This window comes from Aeromonas sp. TECH754 (assembly GCF_056279295.1).
This window is the reverse complement of the sequence record NZ_JBWBRA010000001.1, coordinates 4,277,225-4,295,480: the sequence shown is the minus strand read 5'-3', so window position 1 is coordinate 4,295,480 and position 18,256 is coordinate 4,277,225. Positions and strand designations below refer to the sequence as shown.

Sequence of the window (18,256 nt, the reverse complement as noted above, 5' to 3'; positions counted from 1 at the left end):
ATACGTTTAAATGGCTAATGAATATCTTGTGTCAATACTATAGAAAATGATTATACGATTATTTAATCCCCCTCCCCCAACCTCTCCGCCAATCCCGAATACCGCTCGGTCTTTTTCCTTACCGCCTGTGCCAATAGCGCGCGATCGCCGTAGAGCGCGAGGCGGGCCTTGGCGCGGGTGATGCCGGTGTAGACCAGCTCGCGGGTGAGCAAGGGGCTGGGGCTGTCCGGCAGCACCAGCACTGTGTGGGCAAACTCCGAGCCCTGGGACTTGTGGATGGTCATGGCGTAGACGGTCTCGTGGGGTGGCAGGCGGCTCGGCAAGAGTGAGCGCAGGCTGCCGTCCGGCTGCTCGAACCACACCTTCAATCTGCCGGTGTCATCGGGCAGACAGAGCCCCATGTCGCCGTTGTAGAGGCCGATGCCGTGGTCGTTGCGCACCACCATCACCGGGCGGCCCGCATACCAGTCGCCATCCCGCTGGATAAGACCGGCCCTGGACAGGGCGAGCTCGAGCCGTTGATTCAGCCCCTCCACCCCGAAGGGGCCGTCCCGCAGGGCGCAGAGCAGCTGAAAGCCGTTGAACGCCTTGAACACGGCGGCGGGATCCTCTCCCGCACGGGCCGCCTTGAGGTAGGCGCCGTAACCTTCCACCCCCTGGGCGATCAGCGCCTCGTAGGCCTCCCCCACCCAGGGGTGCAGGCTGATGTCCTTGAAACCCTGACTCCAGACCGCCTCCAGCGCCGCACCGTCGCCGTCGTTGCAGGCCCGCGCCAGCTGGCCGATGCCGGAATACTTGTCGAAGCGCCAGCTCTTGGTGAGCAGGCAGAGGCTGTCGCGCACGGTTGCCCCTGCTGGCGTGCCCTGCAGCCGGTAACCGGTCTGGCGGGAGAGCCAGTGTGCCTGCTCGGGGCTCATCCCCTGGGCGGTGAAGCTGCAGATATCGCCGAGCACGGCCCCGGCCTCCACCGAGGCGAGCTGATCCTTGTCACCAAGCAGGATCAGACGAGCCTCGGCAGGCAGGGCGGCCAGCAGGCGCGCCATCATCGGCAAGTCGACCATGGAGGCTTCATCCACCACCAGCAGGTCCAGATGCAGAGGGTTGCCGGCGTGATGGCGGAACTGGCTGCGACCGGGGATGACCCCGAGCAGCCGGTGCAAGGTGCCCGCCTCGGTAGGGATGGCGGCCACCACCTCGGGAGCCAGGTCCAGCGCCTGCAGGGCGCTGCCGATACTCTCGGTCAGCCGCGCCGCCGCCTTGCCGGTGGGGGCCACCAGCCGGATCGCCGGCGCCTTGCCTCGTTGCAGGCCGGTCTCCACCAGGATGGCGAGCAGCTTGGCGACCGTGGTGGTCTTGCCGGTGCCGGGACCGCCGGAGATCACCGCGAAGGGGCGTGCCGCCGCCGTGGCCGCCGCCAGTTTCTGGCCGTTGCAGCACAGCGCCTCGGGCACCAGGGCCTCCAGCACGCTCAGCTCGCTCGCCGCTTGAGCGCTGGCCAGCAGGGCCTCGACCCGGGGCCAGTCCACCTCGTGCGGGAACACCAGATCCAGGTATTTCTCCACGAACTGGCGGGCGGAAAAATCGGTCGCAAGCCGGGCCTTGAGCAGGGCGCCGAAGATGAGGCCATGATCGCGGGCGAACAGGCGGGACAGGGCCGGGGCTATGTCCGGCCGCTCATGCCCCCCTTCTGGCGCTTTCTCGCTCAGGGCGCGCAGATGGCGGGCTACTCCCTGCTCGTAGTCGTGGTAGCGGGTGAGGTAGAGCCGCCCCTGCCACAGCCGCAGCGGCCAGCGCGGGGCTGCTGCTTCATGCTCTTGCGTGCCGACCAGGGGGCTGGCCGCAAACAGGGCGGGCCAGCGGGCCGGATCTTCAAGATCCGCCAGCAGATCCCGGCTGGGCTGCGGATCCAGCCCGAACGGGCGCAGGGATCCGGAGGCGAGCATCTCCAGCGGCAGGCAGACATGGCCGCGGCCCAGCTCGAAGCAGGCGAGCGCCGCCCCCAGCACCAGCTCGGGGCTGGCGCCGAGATCCGCCACCAGCCTGGCAAATTGCAGATCCAGCTGGCGAATGCGGCCTGCAAGGGCAAGTTGCTTCAAGCGTTCGATCATTGCTGTGCCCGTCATGCGTCCACCTTGTTCAATTCTTCTAAACGATACTCGTCAGGCATCACACCTTCACTAAACAACTTGTCGAGCCCCAGCACCAATTCACGGCCGGGACGGGTGTGAAACACGCCGCCTTCGGGCATGCCGCGCAGGAACAGATAGAAGACGCCGCCGAAGTGCCGGTCGAAGTCGTAACCCGGCAGCCGCAGGGAGAGCAACCGGTGCAGCGCCAGCGAATAGAGCTGGTATTGCAGGTCGTAGCGATGCTCCGTCATGGCCGCCGCCAGCGCGCTCTGGTTGTAATCCGCCGGGCTCATGCCGAGGTGGTTGGATTTGTAGTCGAGCAGATACCAGCGCCCCTGCCATTCGAACACCAGATCGATGAAGCCCTTGAGCATCCCCTGTACCGTGCTGAAACTTAACGGCTTGTTGCCGGCCGACAGCGGATCGTGGCGCTGGCACAGGGCGGTCAAGGCGCTGGCGGTCACCCGCCCCATGGGCAGGAAAAACTCCAGCTCCACCTGTTTGCGATCCGGCGCCAGATCCCGCAGCCGCAACGGCTCGCCGCTCTCCGCTTGCGGCAAGGGCAGCGGCAGTTCGGTATCGAGCACCGCCTCTACCTGTTGTTGCAGCACCGGGGCCCAGTGCGCATCGAAGCCATCCCGCACCAGCAACTCGGCGATGTGCGCGCACAGCGTATCGCCCCCCGCACTCTGGAAGTCGATGGTCTCGAACAGGCTGTGCAGCAGGGTGCCGGGACGGGCCCCCTTGGGGAAGCCGAAGATGGAGGGCTCGGGCGCCGCAACTTCGCCTGACTCCACCAGCAAGGTAGTGGCCTCGGCGGCGACCTCATCATCGAAGCCGGGATTGGCCAGCACCCCCTTGCTGTGGCCCTGCCCCTGGGCCGCGAGCCCGGAATAGGAGCTGATCCACCAGTCCCGCTCCAGCGTTCCCGCAAAGTGGCGCACCTGGGGCTCACCGAGCGGCTCCAGCTCCGGCGGCAGCGGGGCCGGCCGGGTCAGCGAGGGCTCACCGACCGTTACCCCTGGCAGCGCCGCTGCCAGCTCGGCCAGCGCCGTGGCCAGGGTGCTTGCATCTCCTTCCTCCCCTTTCTGCAGCAGGTAGCCGATGGCGGTATGGTGCAAGTCGGTCTGCTCCGACTTGCCATTGCCGGATCGCACCGGCGCCAGCCCGAGCCAGGTGGCATAAACGCCCCGGGTGAGCGCCACATAGAGCAGCCGCAGATCTTCGGCGAGACGCTCCTTGTCCGCCTGCGCCAGGGAGCCGTCGGCCCCGCTGAGATCCAGGATGGTGCGGTTCTGCCCCTCCTGCTCCTCGTGGAACAGCGGGGTCTCGGCGGCGCGATGGCTGCAGATGAAGGGCAGGAACACCAGCGGGTATTCCAGCCCCTTGGACTTGTGGATGGTGACGATCTGCACCAGCTTGCGCTCGGATTCGAGCCGCAGCACCTGCTCCGCCACCTGGCCGTTGGGGTGGCTCACCGCCTCCCCCAGCCAGCGCAGCAGGGCGTATTCCCCGTCCAGCTCGCAGCTCGCCTGTTGCAGCAGCTCCGCCAGATGGAGGAAGTTGGTCAGCCGCCGCTCCCCATAGGGGCTCGCCAGCAGGGAGGCGGCCAGGTTGCGCCGCTTCAGCAGCGCCCGCAGCATGGCCAGCACGCCGCTGCGGTGCCAGATCTTGCGGTACTCCATGAACTCCTGCACCGTGCTCTCCCAGGCCCGCTCGTCCGAGGCGAGGGCGTCCAGCGCCCTGGCGTCGAGATCGAACAGGCCGGTGGCGAGCGCCGCCCGCAGGCTGCGCTCCTCGCTCGGGTTCTGGCAGGCGTGCAGGATCAGCAGGATCTCCCGCGCCTCCACCTGGGCCAGCACGCTCTCGCGATTCGACAGATAGACGGAGGCGATGGCGAGCCGTGCCAGCTCCTGCTGCACCAACCGCCCCTCGGCGCCGGTGCGCACCAGCACGGCTATGTCCCCGGCCTTGACCGCGTTGTCCCCCAGCAGCGCCTTGCTCTCCCGGGCCAGGCTCAGCAGGCGGTGGATCTCCGCCGCGGTGGCGCGGGCCATCAGGCTCTGGTACTCCCCCCGGTTGAAGGTGGGCTGGCCGCTGAGCTGCCAGCAGTGCAACACGGGAGCGGCCTGCCCCTCCAGCATCAGCGCACGGCTCTTGCCCTGCGCCTCCACCGGCAGGAAGGGAATGTCCGCCTCGTAGATGAAGGGATCACTGGCCCGCTCGAACAGACCGTTGACCGCCGTCACCAGCGCCGCGCTGGAGCGATAGTTGCGGCCGAGGCTGTAGTGGGCACTCACATTTCGCCGCGCCTGGATGTAGGTGAAGATATCGGCGCCGCGAAAACCGTAGATGGCCTGCTTGGGATCACCGATCATCAGCAGCGCGGTATCCTGTTTGCCGCCGTATAGGCGGTGGAAGATGCGGTATTGCTGGGGGTCGGTGTCCTGGAATTCATCGATCATGGCGACTCGGTAGCTCGCCCGGATACGCTCGCACAGGCGATCCCCCAGCCTGGAGCCGAGCGCCCCGTCGAGATCTTTCAGCAGATCGTCGAACGACAGCTGATGGGCCTGGTGCTTGCTGGCCTGCATCCGCTCGCGTACCACCCTCGCGGCCCGTTGCAGGATCAGATCCCGGATGCCGGGGCGGCTCGTCAGCAGCGCGTCGATTTGCGTGAACAATGGCAGGGTCGGCAGCGCCTTCCCCTTGCTCAGCTTGGCTTCCAACACTTCCTGACCGAAGCGCTCCAGCTCCTTGGGGATGGCGTAGCCGCTGGCGGGATCCTGCGCCCAGTCGCCGATCTTGGCGAGCCAGCCTTCGTAGTTCTTGCCGGTGTAGAGCTTGATCTGACCCTCGGTCTGGCGGCGGATCTCGTCGGTCTGCGCCAGCCAGGCGCTCTTCACTGCCGCGATGCGCAGCATGGCCTCCCGATGACGCTCGGCGAGCGTCTCCTCCCCCAACGGCGGGCGGATCACCAGCTCGCCGTTGTCGAGCCAGCCGTTCATCTCCCGCAGCAGGGCGGCGGGGCTCGGCCAGATCTTGCGCACGGCGCGGGCCAGCGCCTCGTCCACCGGATAGAACTCGGCGCGCCAGTAATCGCTCACCGCCTGCAGCCTGAGCTGGCTGTCGTCGGTCAGAAATTCCGTTTCAAACAGGGCGCCGGATTCGAAGGCGTTCTGTTTCAGCATCCGCTGGCAGAAGCCGTGGATGGTGAACACCGCCGCCTCGTCCATCTGCCGCTCGGCGGCGAGCAACCGGCTGGCCGCCAGGGCATGGTCCTCGACCTCCGCCAGCAGACCCGCCAGCAAGGGATCCTTGTCCGGCTCGGCGACGCTGCCACGCAGGAAGGCGAGCCGGGCCTGGTGGATGCGAGCGCGGATCCGCCCCCGCAGCTCGGCGGTGGCCGCCTCGGTGAAGGTCACCACCAGGATCTCGGTCACCGCCAGCGGCCGCTCGTGGGCGCTGGGCTGGCCCGCATCCGCCCCATCCTCGATGAGGGGACCGTGGCCCAGCAGCAGGCGCAGGTAGAGGCCGGCGATGGTATAGGTCTTGCCGGTGCCGGCGGAGGCTTCGATCAGCCGTTCACCGTGGAGGGGGAAACGGAGCGTATTCAGTGAATTAGCCATCATTTCAACTCCTCAAGGCGGTGATGCAGCGGGGTCAGGTGCTCACGGGCTAGGTCCCGCAACTGGGTCAGCACCTCGTCGTTGAGCTCGGGGAAGCAGCGGGCGACGTAAGAGTCCTCCCCTTCCCCCGTCACCATGTAGCCGCCGTTGAAACGGGCCAGCGCCACCTTGTCGGCGGCCTCCGGCTTGTCCGGGTCCTTCTCCATCGCCTTGAGCCACTCCCAGGCGGTGTTCGGGAAAAACGGTAGCGGCCGCTTCATCCCCTGTTGCCAGAGCGCCACCAGCGCCGCCAGTTTGGGCCGCGCCTCGTCGGCGGACAGCACCGGCAGCCGCCAGCTCTGCTTGGCGTCGAACAGCAGGGTGTCGCCGGGAGTATCGCTCAGGCAGAGGCAGAGGTGCTGCACCCAGCCCAGCAGCAGATCCTTGCCGTTGAAGCTGCCGGGTTTGATCACCAGGGCGCGGCCTTTCTGGGTGTCGATCCAGCCCTGCAGCTGACCCTGGGTCAGGGCGATGTCGATCTCCACCGCCCGCTTCTCACCCTCTGCCTCACCGGCAACCCAGGGCCGCAGCCGCGCGGCCAGGCCGCCCATCTGCTCGTCCAGATCCTCCAGCAGCAAATTGCCGAACCAGCCTTGGGGCAGTTGGCCGCTGAGGCGCAGCCGCTCGCGCCGCACCGCGCTGTCGCCCTGTGCGAGGTGGGATTCGAGCAGCAGGGCCTTGAGCTGATAATGTTGCAGGCCATCCAGCTCGAACGGCTCGCTGTCCTCGATGCTCGCCTCATTCAGCTCGAACCACACCTTGAGGCGGCGGTTGAGGAAATACTTGGCGGGCTGGCGATAGAAGCGCAGCAGCTCCGCCAGCTCCAGCCCCTGCTCCTTGCCCCATTCGGGGGGCAACGGCAACTCGCCGCTCTGAAAATTGGCGGCTCCCGGCACCGGGTTGAGGGCCGGCAGCCAGTCGGCGGCATAGGTGAACAGCCGTGAACCCGGCTCGGGATAGAAGTAGCTGTGGCTGTAAGGCGTGAGCGGGTGCTGGACGATCAGATGCTTGAGCAGCCGCTCGCCGGAGGCCTCGTCGGTGAGCGCCTCATCCCCCGCCAGCACAAAGCCCTGGCGCACATAGTCGATGAGCTCCGCCAGCAGCACCGAGGGCACCTTCTCGCTGTTGTCCTCGGCGCTGAAGCCCTGATAGCTGATGTAGAGCCCCTGCTGGGCGCTGAGCAGCGCCTCGAGGAAGAGGTAGCGGTCGTCGTCCCGGCGGGAGCGATCGCCGCGCCGGGAGGCCACCGCCATCAGATCGAAGCCCATGGGGGCCAGAGTACGTGGGTAGACACCGTCGTTCATGCCGAGCAGGCAGACCTGCCGGAAGGGGATGGAGCGCATCGGCATCAGGGTGCAGAAGTTCACCTGGCCGGCGAGGAAGCGCTGGCTGGAGCGCGACTCCCCCAGCACGCTGCCGAGGTAATCTTGCAGCAACGCCGGGCTGATGGGCTGCTCGAAGTGGGTCTCCCCCAGCGCGCCTTGCCAGTCGGCGAGGGCCGTGCGGATCAGTTGCAGCAGTCGCTCCTCCTCCTCATCGGCGAGGTAGAAGCGCGTCAGCAGCTCGTTGAGGCAGGCGGTCCACTCCGCCAGGCTCTGCGCCTGCTGCAGGCGCGGCAGGAATTCGGCGAGGGAGTCGACAAACCAGGCGAGCTTGCCGAGGGCCAGGCCTTGCTGACCCTCGATATCGGTGTAGGGCAGTATGCCGTCCACCGGCTCTCCGTCCCCCATGGCAAAGCCGAGCAACATGCGGCGCAGGCCGAACAGCCAGCTGTTGCCGGACAGCGGCGGCAGCGCGAAGCGGGTGGGATAGGCATCGTCCAGTCCCCAGCGGATGCCGGTCTCCTGCACCCAGCGCCGCAGCTGGTTGAATTCGTCGTCATCGAGTTCGAAGCGACGCAGCACGGCGGGTACCTCCAGGATGGCGAGCAGCTCCCCCGCACCGAAACGGGCGTTCGGCAACCCGAGCAGGGCGAGGAAGCTTTGCAGCAGCGGGCTCTCCTGGCTGGCGGCCCTGTCCGACACGGCGAAGGGGATGTGGCCGCGCGCCCCCGGCTTCTCCTTGCCGAAGACCGCCTGGATGTAGGGACCGTAGCTGTTCACATCCGGCATCATCACCACCACGTCTTTCGGGGTGAGGCTGGGATCCGCCTCGAACAGCGCCAGCAACCGATCGTGCAGCACCTCCAGCTCGCGCATGGGGCCGTGGCAGGCGTGGATCTGCAAGGATCCATCCGTCGGATCGATGGGGCTCTTGTGCTGGCTGCCATCGAGATCAAACTGACCCTCCCCCCGCGACGCCAGCTCCAGCACGTCTTTCTGGATGCAATGCAGCAAGCTGGTTTCGTCGATATCGACGAAGGCCTCGATCTGCGGCACCTCCAGCTCCATCAGCTGGTGCAGATAGTCCCGCCCCAGCTTGCCCATGGAGGCGAGCAGCGGGTTGGTCAGGCCCTGCAACGCCTCAAGATCGGTGCCGGGCTTGAGCTTGCCGGCCAGTCTGGCGAGGGTCTTCCTGTCCAGCAGATCCCCCCAGTAGTAGCGGCAGGGGTTGGTGACGAACAGGTGCACCTCCACCTCGTCCCGGCTGCCGATGGCCAGCAATGCCTCCACGTAGCGCGGCGGCAACGCCGAGATGCCGAACACGAACACCCGCTGGGGCAGCTTGCCCGGCAGCGCGGCGGTGCGTTGCAGCTCGTGGATAAATTCCTCGTAGAGGTTGGCTCTGTGATAGCCGCTTGGGCTCAGCGCCAGGGTGCGGGCCACCAGCTCGCGCCACAGTTCGGGCTGCCAATCCTGGCCGCTCACCCCGGCCAGCGCCTGGCTGTTTCCATCGACCAGGCCGCCCCCCTCTTCCCAGCGAGCGATCCAGTCCGGCCGGTAGACCAGATATTGGTCGAACAGATCCGCGACCTTCTGGCACAGTTGCCACAGCCGCACCTGTTCAGGTTCGCTCCGGGGACCTTCTGGCTGATCGGTGCCTCCCAGATAGGCGGCCAGAGGGGCGAAGGCGGGCCGCTCCAGCAGGGCGGGCAAGATGGTCATCAGCTGCCAGCTCATGGCGCCCTTGTTGTAGGGGCTTATGCAAGGCACGTCCGCCAGCACCTGGGTGAACATCTCCCAGATGAAGCTGGCAGGCAGGGGAAAATCGATGTTGGCGGCGATGCCGAACGCCCTGGCCAGCTCCAGCTTGAGCCACTGGGCCATGCCCGGGCTCTGCACCAGGATCTGTTCCCGCTCGAAGGGGTGGGCGAGCGGCGCCTGCCGGATGCGATCCACCAGCAACGCTTTGAGCAGATCCAGCTGATTGGAGTAGTAGAGGGTAAACATAATCAACTCCCGCCGATTCAAGAGAGAGGCGTGCAGGCAAGCAGGTCGCGCCCCGTCACGTCATATGAGCTGGGATTGTCGGGGATCGGGGGGGAAGATGCAAAAGGCGCTTGTCGGCGGGGATCACAGCCTCAGCAAGGAGCGGTCATGAGGGCGGCGAAAGGCGGGCATAAAAAGGCCGGTGCTGCTGCACCGGCCAAAAGGCGTTGGAAAACTTAAACTTGCAGAGACTTACCAGTGCTTGCCGAGACGGGCATCCAGGCTGAAGGCGCCGGCGCCGGCCGCCGCCAGGGCCAGGAAACCACCGGCCACTGAGAGGTTCTTCATGAACATCAGCATCTGCATCTGTTCGGCAGGCTGATAGTGGAAAATAAAAGCGGCCATCAGGGTGAAACCACCCATCAACACGGCGATGCTGCGGGTGAACAGACCCAGCATGATGGCGAGACCGCCACCCAGCTCCAGCAGGATCACCAGCGGCAGTATGGCGCCGGGCACACCCATGGCCTCCATGTAGCCCTGGGTGCCGGCATAACCGCTGATCTTGCCCCAGCCTGCAATCACGAACATCAGCGCCAGCAATACACGACCCACCAGCAGTGCCACGTCTTTCATCTTGTCCATTTTCAGATTCCTTTGATTACCCATAACTCGTTAATAGTGTAAGACCGAAATGTTAACTCATTAATTTCGCCAAGATTTATTTATCAGGGCAGATCAAACAGCAGGGCCTCACTCGCTCGGGAGGCACTGAGCGACCAGCGCTGCTCGTCACGACTGAGCAGGCCATCGCCGGGGCGGGCAGCCAGACCGTTGCCAGTCAGCTCCCCTGAAATCATTTGCAGGTATCCGTGGCGTCCTTGCAATGCCCATTCGAGGGTCTCACCCTCGGCGAGCTGCAACCGCCACACCTTCGCCTGCTGGCGGATCCTGAAGGATCCTGCTTCGCCATCCGGTGACGCCACCAGCGTCAGCCCCGGTTGGTTTTCAATCTTCTTCTGCTGATAGCCCGGGGTCGTGCCGACTTCGTTCGGCTCGATCCAGATCTGCAACAGGGAGAGCGGCTCGGTCTGCGAGGGGTTGTACTCGCTGTGCCGGATGCCGGACCCTGCGCTCATCAGCTGGAAATCCCCCGCCGGGATCTGCTCGGCATGGCCGAGGCTGTCCCTGTGCTCTATGGTGCCTTTCAGCACGCAGGTCAGGATCTCCATGTTGGCGTGAGGGTGGGTGGCAAAACCGCCACCCGGCGACACCAGATCCTGGTTGATGACCCGCAGGACAGAGTGCCCCATCCAGTCCGGGTCATAGTAATGACCGAACGAGAAGCTGTGACGTGCGTCCAGCCAGCCAAAGTTGGCCTTGCCTCGCGCTTCTGCGGCTCTCAATTTCATCATGGTGTGCTCCTCAGGTACCAATAGGGTTGCTTAACGCTGGCGACCATCACCCAGACCGAACGGGATGCGGTAGCTGCTGTTCTCGTTGCCCAGGCTGACCGTCAGGTTGCCCTGGGTGCGGCTCGGGATCTGCACCAGCTGGGTGCCAGTCAGGTTCGCATGGACGGACGCCAGCACATCACCAGACTCGTCACGCACCTCCAGCATGGGGTTGGACTTGCCGTCGATGGCGGCGCCCGCCTGCCAGTTGACAACCAGCACGCCAGGGGCGGCACTGAAGTTGGCGGGTACGGCAGCCTGAGCTACACCGGCGGTCATCAGGCCTGCAACGGCCAGCATCTTGATTACGTTTTTCATGTTTCACTCTCTTGTTTTATATGTCATTGCCAAGGCCGGGTCGGCCCGAATCAATGCATCCATGCAAGAGGTTATTCAAATATAGTGTTGTTCTTTTACTGACATCAGACATCTCATCTTGGGTGTCACAGTCCTGAACTATCGCTTATTTGGCCGCTCGGCCTTCCTGCCGAAGCGTTGGTTGAATATTAAGGTCACTTGCCCTAAGTTGTTAGCGAGATAATCTGGCAAACATGTTCAAAAAAATTGAAGGGTAGATATGGCCAAAGAGACGAACAAGGAACGGGCGCTGACCCTGGAGGCCATCCGGGTGCTGGATGCCATCGACCGTCGCGGCAGCTTCGCGGCCGCCGCCGATGAGCTCGGCAAGGTGCCCTCGGCACTGAGCTACACGGTGCAGAAGCTGGAGGACGAGCTGGACGCCATGCTGTTCGATCGCAGCGGCCATCGCACCAAGTTCACCCCCGCCGGCCGCATGCTGCTGGAGCAGGGTCGGGTGCTGCTGGAAGCCGCCGAACACCTGGTGGGCGAGACCCGGGCGCTGGCCCGCGGCTGGGAGACCGACATCACGGTCGCCGTCGATGCCCTGGTGCCGGTGCAGGCGCTCTACCCACTGGTGGAGCGGCTGGCCGAGCTCACCGACACCCGGCTGCGGTTTCGCGCCGAGGTGCTGGCGGGCAGCTGGGAGTGTCTGGAGGATGGCCGCGCCGACCTGCTCATCTCCTCCCTCAACCCCGATCTGACCCTGACCGGCATCAAGCACCAGCTGTTGCAGGAGGAGGTGATGCTCTACGTCGCCCACCCGGATCACCCGCTGCACCAGGAGGCCGAGCCCCTGGCGGACGATACCCTGCGCCGCTATCGCGCCATCGCCATCGCCGACACCGCCCTGCGCAAGCCAGTGCTCACCTACCGCCTGCTGGACAAGCAGCCGCGCCTCACCGTCAGCACCATGAGCGAGAAGCGCGACGCCCTGCTGGCGGGCATCGGGGTCGGCACCATGCCGCTGAGCTGGATAGAAGAAGACATCAAGGCGGGGCGCCTCAAGGTGATAGGGCCGGAATATCGGCATCAGCTCCAGGTCGCGCTGGCCTGGCGGCGGGATACCATGGGCAAGGCCAAGAGCTGGCTGGTGCGGGAGATCCCCAAGCTGTTTCCCTGCAAGGGGGAATAAGCCGTCTAGGGGGTGAGAACAGCAAGAAGTAGCGAAAGATGCGCCTCTGCCTTGACGGCGGGCTCAGATTTGGGGAAAAGAAAAAGCGGATCTCTCGCGAGTTCCGCTCAATGCCAGGAAAGAAAAAAAACCTTGCGGTTTAAAAACCCTTAATTTGGAAGCAAACAATCGTTTTCCAGGCCGCTGGGGCCGCGAATCCGATCCGGTTCGGATTATGTGCGATGTGCCGTGCATCACCAGCAAAATGTTGAAAGGTTGAAGGATATGCACCACAAGGTGTCATTATCTGCCACCGGCCTCCTTCCTGGCCGGGCCACGCCGGTCTATGTCGGCGGTTTTACTTTGCTCAGGTTCGACAGGTGTCAAAACTTGAGCCCAAAACAAAAAAAGAACTCACGTTCTGACAAGACACAAGATGCAGATAAAGGATTAGTTGCATGACCTACAGCCAGACCCTGGCCAACCAGATTCTCGACACCCTGAAGAAGGCCCTGACCGACAAGGGGATCCGTTACCAGACCCTGGCCGAGGCCATGGGCGTCTCCATCGCCACCATCAAGCGGATGATGAACAAGCCCTCCCTGCCGTTCGACACCCTGCTGGAGATCTGCCATCTGGTGGGGTTGTCATTCGAGGAGTTGCTGGATCGCACTCAGGACGCCCAGAGCCGGCGCGCCGTCTTCACCCAGGAGCAGGACGAGGCATTCCACAAGGAACCCGGCCTCTACGCCTTCCTCGCCAACATCTTCTGGCGCGACAAGGCGCTGGTGGATCTGAAGCGGGAGTATGGCCTGACCGATGCGTCCTGCTACCTCTACCTGCGCAAGCTGGAGCGGCTCGGCATACTGCAGCTCGGCCTCGACAACAGCTACCACTTCCTCATCAGCGAGCGCATCAGCTTCGAGCAGCACAGCCGCTTCGCCCGCCAGCAGGCGCGCCAGGCCATGGCGGTGCTGGGGGACTATCTGGTGGAGAACATGCACAAGTCCAACAACTACATGGCGTTGTGCCAGCTCCACCTGGACGAGGCCGAGGCCATGGCGCTGATCGATCGGATGAAGGAGTACTGGCATCAGGAGCTCAAGCTGAACCGCCCGGCCATCGGCCAGCGGGAAGACACCAAGACCTACACCATGTCGCTGCAACTGGCCGACTGCGGCTACCAGAGCTTCGACGATCTGATCCCCAATATCGACAACTGATCCCCTGGCCGGGCGCGAGGATCCTCTCTCTGTACAGGATCCTTGCCCCCATCAGGACAGGATCCCCTTCCTCATGCCCGGATCTTCCCCTGACTCTCCGTTTGCGTTCCCGCTCTCGTCCCCAACGGGGGCAAGAGTGCGCGGGTGTCCAGACAGATGCGGATCGCCATTGAACCCGCCAGTGCCTCGCTAGCGCACTGTCTGCGCCTGCGGTCGTCCTCCGATGACGGGCTGCAGCGCCCGGGTGTCCAGACAGATGCGGATCGCCATTGAACCCGCCAGTGCCTCGCTAGCTCACTGTCTGCGCCTGCGGTCGCCCTCCGATGACGGGCTGCAGCGCCCGGGTGTCCAGGCAGATGCGGATCGCCATTGAACCCGCCAGTGCCTCGTTAGCGCACTGTCTGCACCTGCGGTCGCCCTCCGATGACGGGCTGCAGCGCCCGGGTGTCCAGGCAGATGCGGATCGCATCGGAGCGCCAGTGCTCGATGTCGCAATCCACCAGACTCCCCTGCTCGTCATAGTTGACCCGCACCAGCCGCAGCACGGCGCTCCCCTGCGCCAGATTGAGGGCGCGGGCGATGGTCCCGCGCGCCGCCGAAGGAGTGATCTCCAGGCTGGCACCGCCCTGGCCTATGCCATAACGCTGCGAGTAGAGCTCGGTAAGAGAGCTCGCCAGCGGTGCGCTGGCGATGTCGGGGAAGCGGCTCGCCAGCAGATGGTGGCTGACGTGCAACACGGGGCGGCCGTCGATGAAGCGCTGGCGGCGGATCTCGTAGAGCGGCGTGAAGGGATCCAGCCCCATCCAGCGGCACAACTCGCTGCTGGCCAGGGCGCCACCGTGGGCCAGCACCCGGGTCTCGGCCACCCGTTGCTGCTCGCCGATCCAGTGGTGGAAGTGGGTGTGGATGGCGGGATCGTAGGTGAGCCGGGGCGGCGCCACGAACCAGCCGCGCCGCTCGGCCCGGTAGATGAGACCGTCCGCCTCCAGGCTGGAGAGCGCCTCCTTGACGGTGATGCGGGTGGTGGCGAAGCGCTCGCTCAGGGCGCGCTCGGCGGGCAGCTGCTGCCCCGCCCCCAGCTGGCCGCTGCCGATATAGCGGCGCAGGATCTGGCAGATCTGTTCACTCTTGGAAGGGGGTCGGCTGTCGGTCACTGTCGGGTTCCTGTGGCTCATGGCTGGCATAGACCAGTGGCTCTCGGCCATGAGTTGTAACCCGGCTGGATGACAGCCCGGTGACAGCCTCTGTGGCATCCAACCACCATCCCTGCGCCCCGCTCACTCTGTCATCACGGTGTCCGCCCGCCTCATCTTGACGCTCTCTGGCCAGATTTGTCGCCCCGTTCACTTTGTCATCAAACTGCCACGCAAACGCCCCGTCACCGTCATATTTCCCCTCTAGCATCCCTCTCGAACCTTAACTGACCTAGTCCAGAGGGATGGGATGATGAAAACCTTGATCGCAAGTGCACTGGCCATGGCGGCCATCAGTCAACCGTTGTATGCGGCCGACAATATCGCGGATCTGGAAAAAGCCGCCCGTGGCGAAGGCCAGCTCAACAGCATCGGCATGCCCGACAGCTGGGCCAACTGGAAGGACACCTGGCAGCAGATCGGCAGCGTCTACGGCATCAAGCACCAGGACACCGACATGAGCTCGGCCCAGGAGATCGCCAAGTTCGCCGCCGAGAAGGCCAATGCCACCGCCGACATCGGCGACGTGGGCGGCGCCTTCGGCCCGGTCGCGGTCAAGCAGGGAGTCACCCAGCCCTACAAACCCTCCACCTGGGCGGACATTCCGAACTGGGCCAAGGATGCGGACGGCCACTGGATGCTGGCCTACACCGGCACCATCGCCTTCCTGATCAACAAGGATCTGGTCAAGGCCGCCCCCACCAGCTGGCAGTCCCTGCTCGGCGGAGACTACAAGGTGACGCTGGGGGATGTGGGTGTCGCCTCCCAGGCCAACAACGGCGTGCTGGCGGCGGCCTATGCCACCGGCGGCAGCGAGAAGAATCTGCAACCGGCGCTGGAGCTGTTTGGCAAGCTGGCCAAGCAGGGCCGTCTGTCACTGAACGACCCGACCATCGCCAACATCGAGAAGGGTGAGGTGGAAGTGGGGGTGCTGTGGGACTTCAACGCGCTGAACTACCGCGACCAGATCGACCCCAAGAAGTTTGACGTGGTGATCCCGAGCGACGGCTCCGTCATCGCTGGCTACACCACCATCATCAACAAGTGGGCCAAGAACCCCAACGCCGCCAAGCTGGCGCGGGAATACATCCTCTCCGATGCCGGTCAAGTCAACCTGGCCCGTGGCTATGCCCGCCCCATCCGCAGCAATGTGGTGCTGCCGGATGATGTGAAAGCCAAGCTGCTGCCCGCAGAGCAATACGCCAATGCCAAGCCGGTCAGTGACCATGCGGCCTGGGAGCAGAGCTCCAAGGCATTGCCGCGCCAGTGGCAAGAAACCGTCATGATCAACATGCAATAAGGACGCGCCAGTGCAACACAAGGTGATAGTGGTACTTGTGGATGGCTTGTCTGCCGAGGTGGCCCATACCATGGGCTACCTCACAGGCATGGTGGAGGCAGAGCGCGGGCTCTACACGACCCTGACGTGCGCCCTGCCCTCCCTCTCACGGCCACTCTACGAATGCATCCTGACCGGCGTGCCGCCCGTGGCGAGCGGCATCACCCACAACGGGGTCAGCCGGCTGAGCCTGCACGATTCCATCTTCCATCTCGCCCGTGCCGCGGGTAAAGGCACCGCCGCCGCGGCCTATCACTGGGTCAGCGAGCTCTACAATCGCAGCCCCTGGCAGCGGCTGCGGGATCGCTTCACCCATGACGAACAGTTGCCGATCCAGCACGGCTGCTTCTACTGGGACGATGGCTACCCCGACAGCCATCTGCTGCTGGACGGCGAATGGCTGCGCACCCAGTACGACCCCGACTTCCTGCTGATCCATCCCATGGGGGTGGACGACGCGGGCCATCGCTTCGGGCTGGATTCCCGCCAGTACCGCAACCAGGCGCGGCGCATGGACAGCCTGCTGGCCGACCTGCTGCCCCAGTGGCTGGGGGAGGGTTATCAGGTGCTGATCACCGCGGATCACGGCATGAACGAGGATCTCAGCCACGGCGGCACCCTGCCGGAGGAGCGCACCGTGCCGCTCTGGCTGTTTGGGGAAGCCTTCGTGACCCAGTGGCCGGCCGGCCCCGCACTGCAACAGACCCAGCTCTGCGCCCTGATGGCGGATCTGCTCAGCGTGCCTCACGACAAGCCGAGCGGCCCTCAGCTGCTCAAGGCGAGCCATCAGCGGGAGGTGCACTGATGATGCCCGCCGCCACTGACACACTGACAGCACAAGGCACACGCCAGGGCCGCACCCGCCGCCACTGGCTACCCGCCCTGGTGCTGCTGCCCTTCGCCCTGCTGATGATGCTGTTCCAGCTCGCCCCCATGCTGTGGGTGCTGGTGGGCAGCTTCCAGACCCCGGACGGCTGGGGACTGGCCCATTACCGGGAGATCCTGAGCTCTCCCTTCTACCTGCAATCCTTTGGCAACTCGTTTCGCATCGCCGGCATCGCCAGCCTGGCGGGGCTCGCCATCGGCACCCTGGGGGCGGCGGCCCTGCGCCACAGCGGCGAGGGGATCAAGCGCCTGCTGCTGGCCTTTGTCACCATGACCAGCAACTTCAGCGGCGTGCCGCTGGCCTTCGCCTTCATCATCGTGCTCGGCATCAACGGCGCCATCACCCTGCTGCTCAAGTCCTGGGGCTGGATCGACGGCTTCAACCTCTACTCCGGCAGCGGCCTCATCCTCATCTACACCTACTTCCAGATACCGCTCGCCCTGCTGCTGCTCTACCCGGCCTTCGATGCCCTGCAGGATGACTGGCCCCAGGCCGCCGCTCTGCTCGGCGCCAGCAAGCGGCAATACGTGTGGCACGTGGCACTGCCGGTGCTCACCCCGGCCCTGCTCGGCACCCTGATCATCCTGTTCGCCAATGCGGTGGGGGCCTATGCCTCTGCCTATGCCCTCACCACGGGCAACTTCAACCTGGTGACCATCAGAGTGGCCAGCCTGGTCTCCGGCGACATCTTCCTCGAGCCGAATCTGGCGGCGGCGCTGGCGGTGATCCTGATGGTGCTGCTGGGGGTGGTCACGGCCGCCAACCAGTGGCTGCTGAAGAAGAGCTATGTGAACAAGGGGAACCAGCATGCGTGACCTGAAACCAAGCTGGCCACGCTGGGTGCTTGGCGCCCTGGTGGCGACCCTGTTGCTGCCGCTGCTGGCCACCTTCCTCTATTCCATCTCCACCCGCTGGGGCGCCACCCTGTTGCCGGACGGCTTCACCCTCGACTGGTATCTCAAGCTGTGGGGGGATCCCCGCTTCCTGGCGGCGTTTGGCCGCAGCCTGCTGGTCTGCTTCGCGACTCTGCTGCTGGGCACCTTTGTGCTGGTTCCCACCGTGCTGGTGGTGGCCTACTACTTCCCCAAGCTGGATCCCTGGATGAATCTGCTGATCCTGTTGCCCTTCGCGGTCCCCCCCGTGGTCTCCTCGGTGGGACTGCTGCAGATCTATGCGGACGGCCCCCTGCCCATCATCGGCACGCCGTGGATCCTGGTGGGCACCTGGTTCACCATAGTGCTGCCCTTCATGTACCGGGCGCTGGCTAACAACCTGCAAGGGATACCGCTGAAAGATCTGATGGACGCCGCCCACCTGCTCGGTGCCAGCAGCACCCGCGCCTTCGCGCTGGTGGTGCTGCCCTGCCTGCGCAAGGGGCTGCTGGCGGCGCTGTTCCTGTCGCTCTCCTTCCTGCTCGGCGAGTTCGTGTTCGCCAACATGCTGGTGGGCACCCGTTACGAGACGCTGCAGGTCTATCTCTACAACATGCGCGCCACCTCGGGGCACTTCACCAGCGCCCTGGTGATGAGCTACTTCCTGCTGACCCTGCTGCTCACCTGGGCGGCGAACAGATTCCATCGGTGAT

General features: G+C 64.9%; 13 protein-coding genes. 6 read left to right on the top strand and 7 right to left on the bottom strand.

What is annotated here, in order from left to right; translation table 11 throughout:
- Positions 1 to 62: 62 nt before the first annotated feature.
- From recD to ACZ9IL_RS19630, 6 genes are all read right to left on the bottom strand, one after another.
- Complete coding sequence (recD, locus tag ACZ9IL_RS19655) at positions 63 to 2,123, bottom strand: exodeoxyribonuclease V subunit alpha (protein WP_476004961.1); 2,061 nt, start codon at positions 2,121 to 2,123, stop codon at positions 63 to 65.
- A complete protein-coding gene (gene recB / locus ACZ9IL_RS19650) occupies positions 2,120 to 5,758 on the bottom strand; it encodes an exodeoxyribonuclease V subunit beta (RefSeq protein ID WP_476004960.1) in 3,639 nt (1,212 codons plus the stop codon). Before recB ends, recD begins: the two co-directional genes overlap by 4 nt.
- Entirely contained in the window at positions 5,758 to 9,126 is a 3,369-nt protein-coding gene (recC, locus tag ACZ9IL_RS19645; protein ID WP_476004959.1) for an exodeoxyribonuclease V subunit gamma, read from the bottom strand. Before recC ends, recB begins: the two co-directional genes overlap by 1 nt.
- Before the next feature lie 231 nt (positions 9,127 to 9,357).
- On the bottom strand, positions 9,358 to 9,750 hold the full coding sequence (locus ACZ9IL_RS19640) for a DoxX family protein (RefSeq protein ID WP_476004958.1): 393 nt from the start codon (positions 9,748 to 9,750) through the stop codon (positions 9,358 to 9,360).
- 83 nt (positions 9,751 to 9,833) lie between these two features.
- Positions 9,834 to 10,520: a pirin family protein gene (locus ACZ9IL_RS19635; protein WP_476004957.1), complete on the bottom strand. Its 687-nt coding sequence runs from the start codon at positions 10,518 to 10,520 to the stop codon at positions 9,834 to 9,836.
- Between the two features lie 30 nt (positions 10,521 to 10,550).
- Entirely contained in the window at positions 10,551 to 10,877 is a 327-nt protein-coding gene (locus ACZ9IL_RS19630; protein WP_476004956.1) for a hypothetical protein, read from the bottom strand.
- A 259-nt stretch (positions 10,878 to 11,136) separates the two neighbouring features.
- Here ACZ9IL_RS19630 and ACZ9IL_RS19625 point away from each other — a divergent pair, with 259 nt between their 5' ends.
- Both ACZ9IL_RS19625 and ACZ9IL_RS19620 read left to right on the top strand, forming a co-directional pair.
- Entirely contained in the window at positions 11,137 to 12,051 is a 915-nt protein-coding gene (locus ACZ9IL_RS19625) for a LysR family transcriptional regulator (RefSeq protein ID WP_476004955.1), read from the top strand.
- Positions 12,052 to 12,488: 437 nt separating this feature from the next.
- On the top strand, positions 12,489 to 13,253 hold the full coding sequence (locus tag ACZ9IL_RS19620) for a helix-turn-helix domain-containing protein (RefSeq protein WP_476004954.1): 765 nt from the start codon (positions 12,489 to 12,491) through the stop codon (positions 13,251 to 13,253).
- A 389-nt stretch (positions 13,254 to 13,642) separates the two neighbouring features.
- On the opposite strand, the gene ACZ9IL_RS19615 is transcribed toward ACZ9IL_RS19620, so the two are convergent.
- Positions 13,643 to 14,428, bottom strand: coding sequence for a UTRA domain-containing protein (locus ACZ9IL_RS19615; RefSeq protein ID WP_476004953.1), 786 nt, complete (start codon positions 14,426 to 14,428; stop codon positions 13,643 to 13,645).
- A gap of 271 nt (positions 14,429 to 14,699) precedes the next feature.
- Between ACZ9IL_RS19615 and ACZ9IL_RS19610 the strand changes: the two genes are divergently transcribed.
- From ACZ9IL_RS19610 to ACZ9IL_RS19595, 4 genes are read left to right on the top strand one after another with little or no spacing between them, the layout of a single operon-like run.
- Positions 14,700 to 15,746: an ABC transporter substrate-binding protein gene (locus ACZ9IL_RS19610; protein ID WP_476004952.1), complete on the top strand. Its 1,047-nt coding sequence runs from the start codon at positions 14,700 to 14,702 to the stop codon at positions 15,744 to 15,746.
- A gap of 10 nt (positions 15,747 to 15,756) precedes the next feature.
- Positions 15,757 to 16,590, top strand: a complete 834-nt coding sequence (locus tag ACZ9IL_RS19605; protein WP_476004951.1) for an alkaline phosphatase family protein — start codon at positions 15,757 to 15,759, stop codon at positions 16,588 to 16,590.
- The gene (locus tag ACZ9IL_RS19600; protein ID WP_476004950.1) at positions 16,590 to 17,486 is read left to right on the top strand and encodes an ABC transporter permease; all 897 of its coding nucleotides are present in this window, start codon (positions 16,590 to 16,592) and stop codon (positions 17,484 to 17,486) included. The genes ACZ9IL_RS19605 and ACZ9IL_RS19600 overlap by 1 nt, the downstream gene beginning before the upstream one ends.
- On the top strand, positions 17,479 to 18,255 hold the full coding sequence (locus ACZ9IL_RS19595) for an ABC transporter permease (protein WP_476004949.1): 777 nt from the start codon (positions 17,479 to 17,481) through the stop codon (positions 18,253 to 18,255). The genes ACZ9IL_RS19600 and ACZ9IL_RS19595 overlap by 8 nt, the downstream gene beginning before the upstream one ends.
- Position 18,256: the final 1 nt, after the last annotated feature.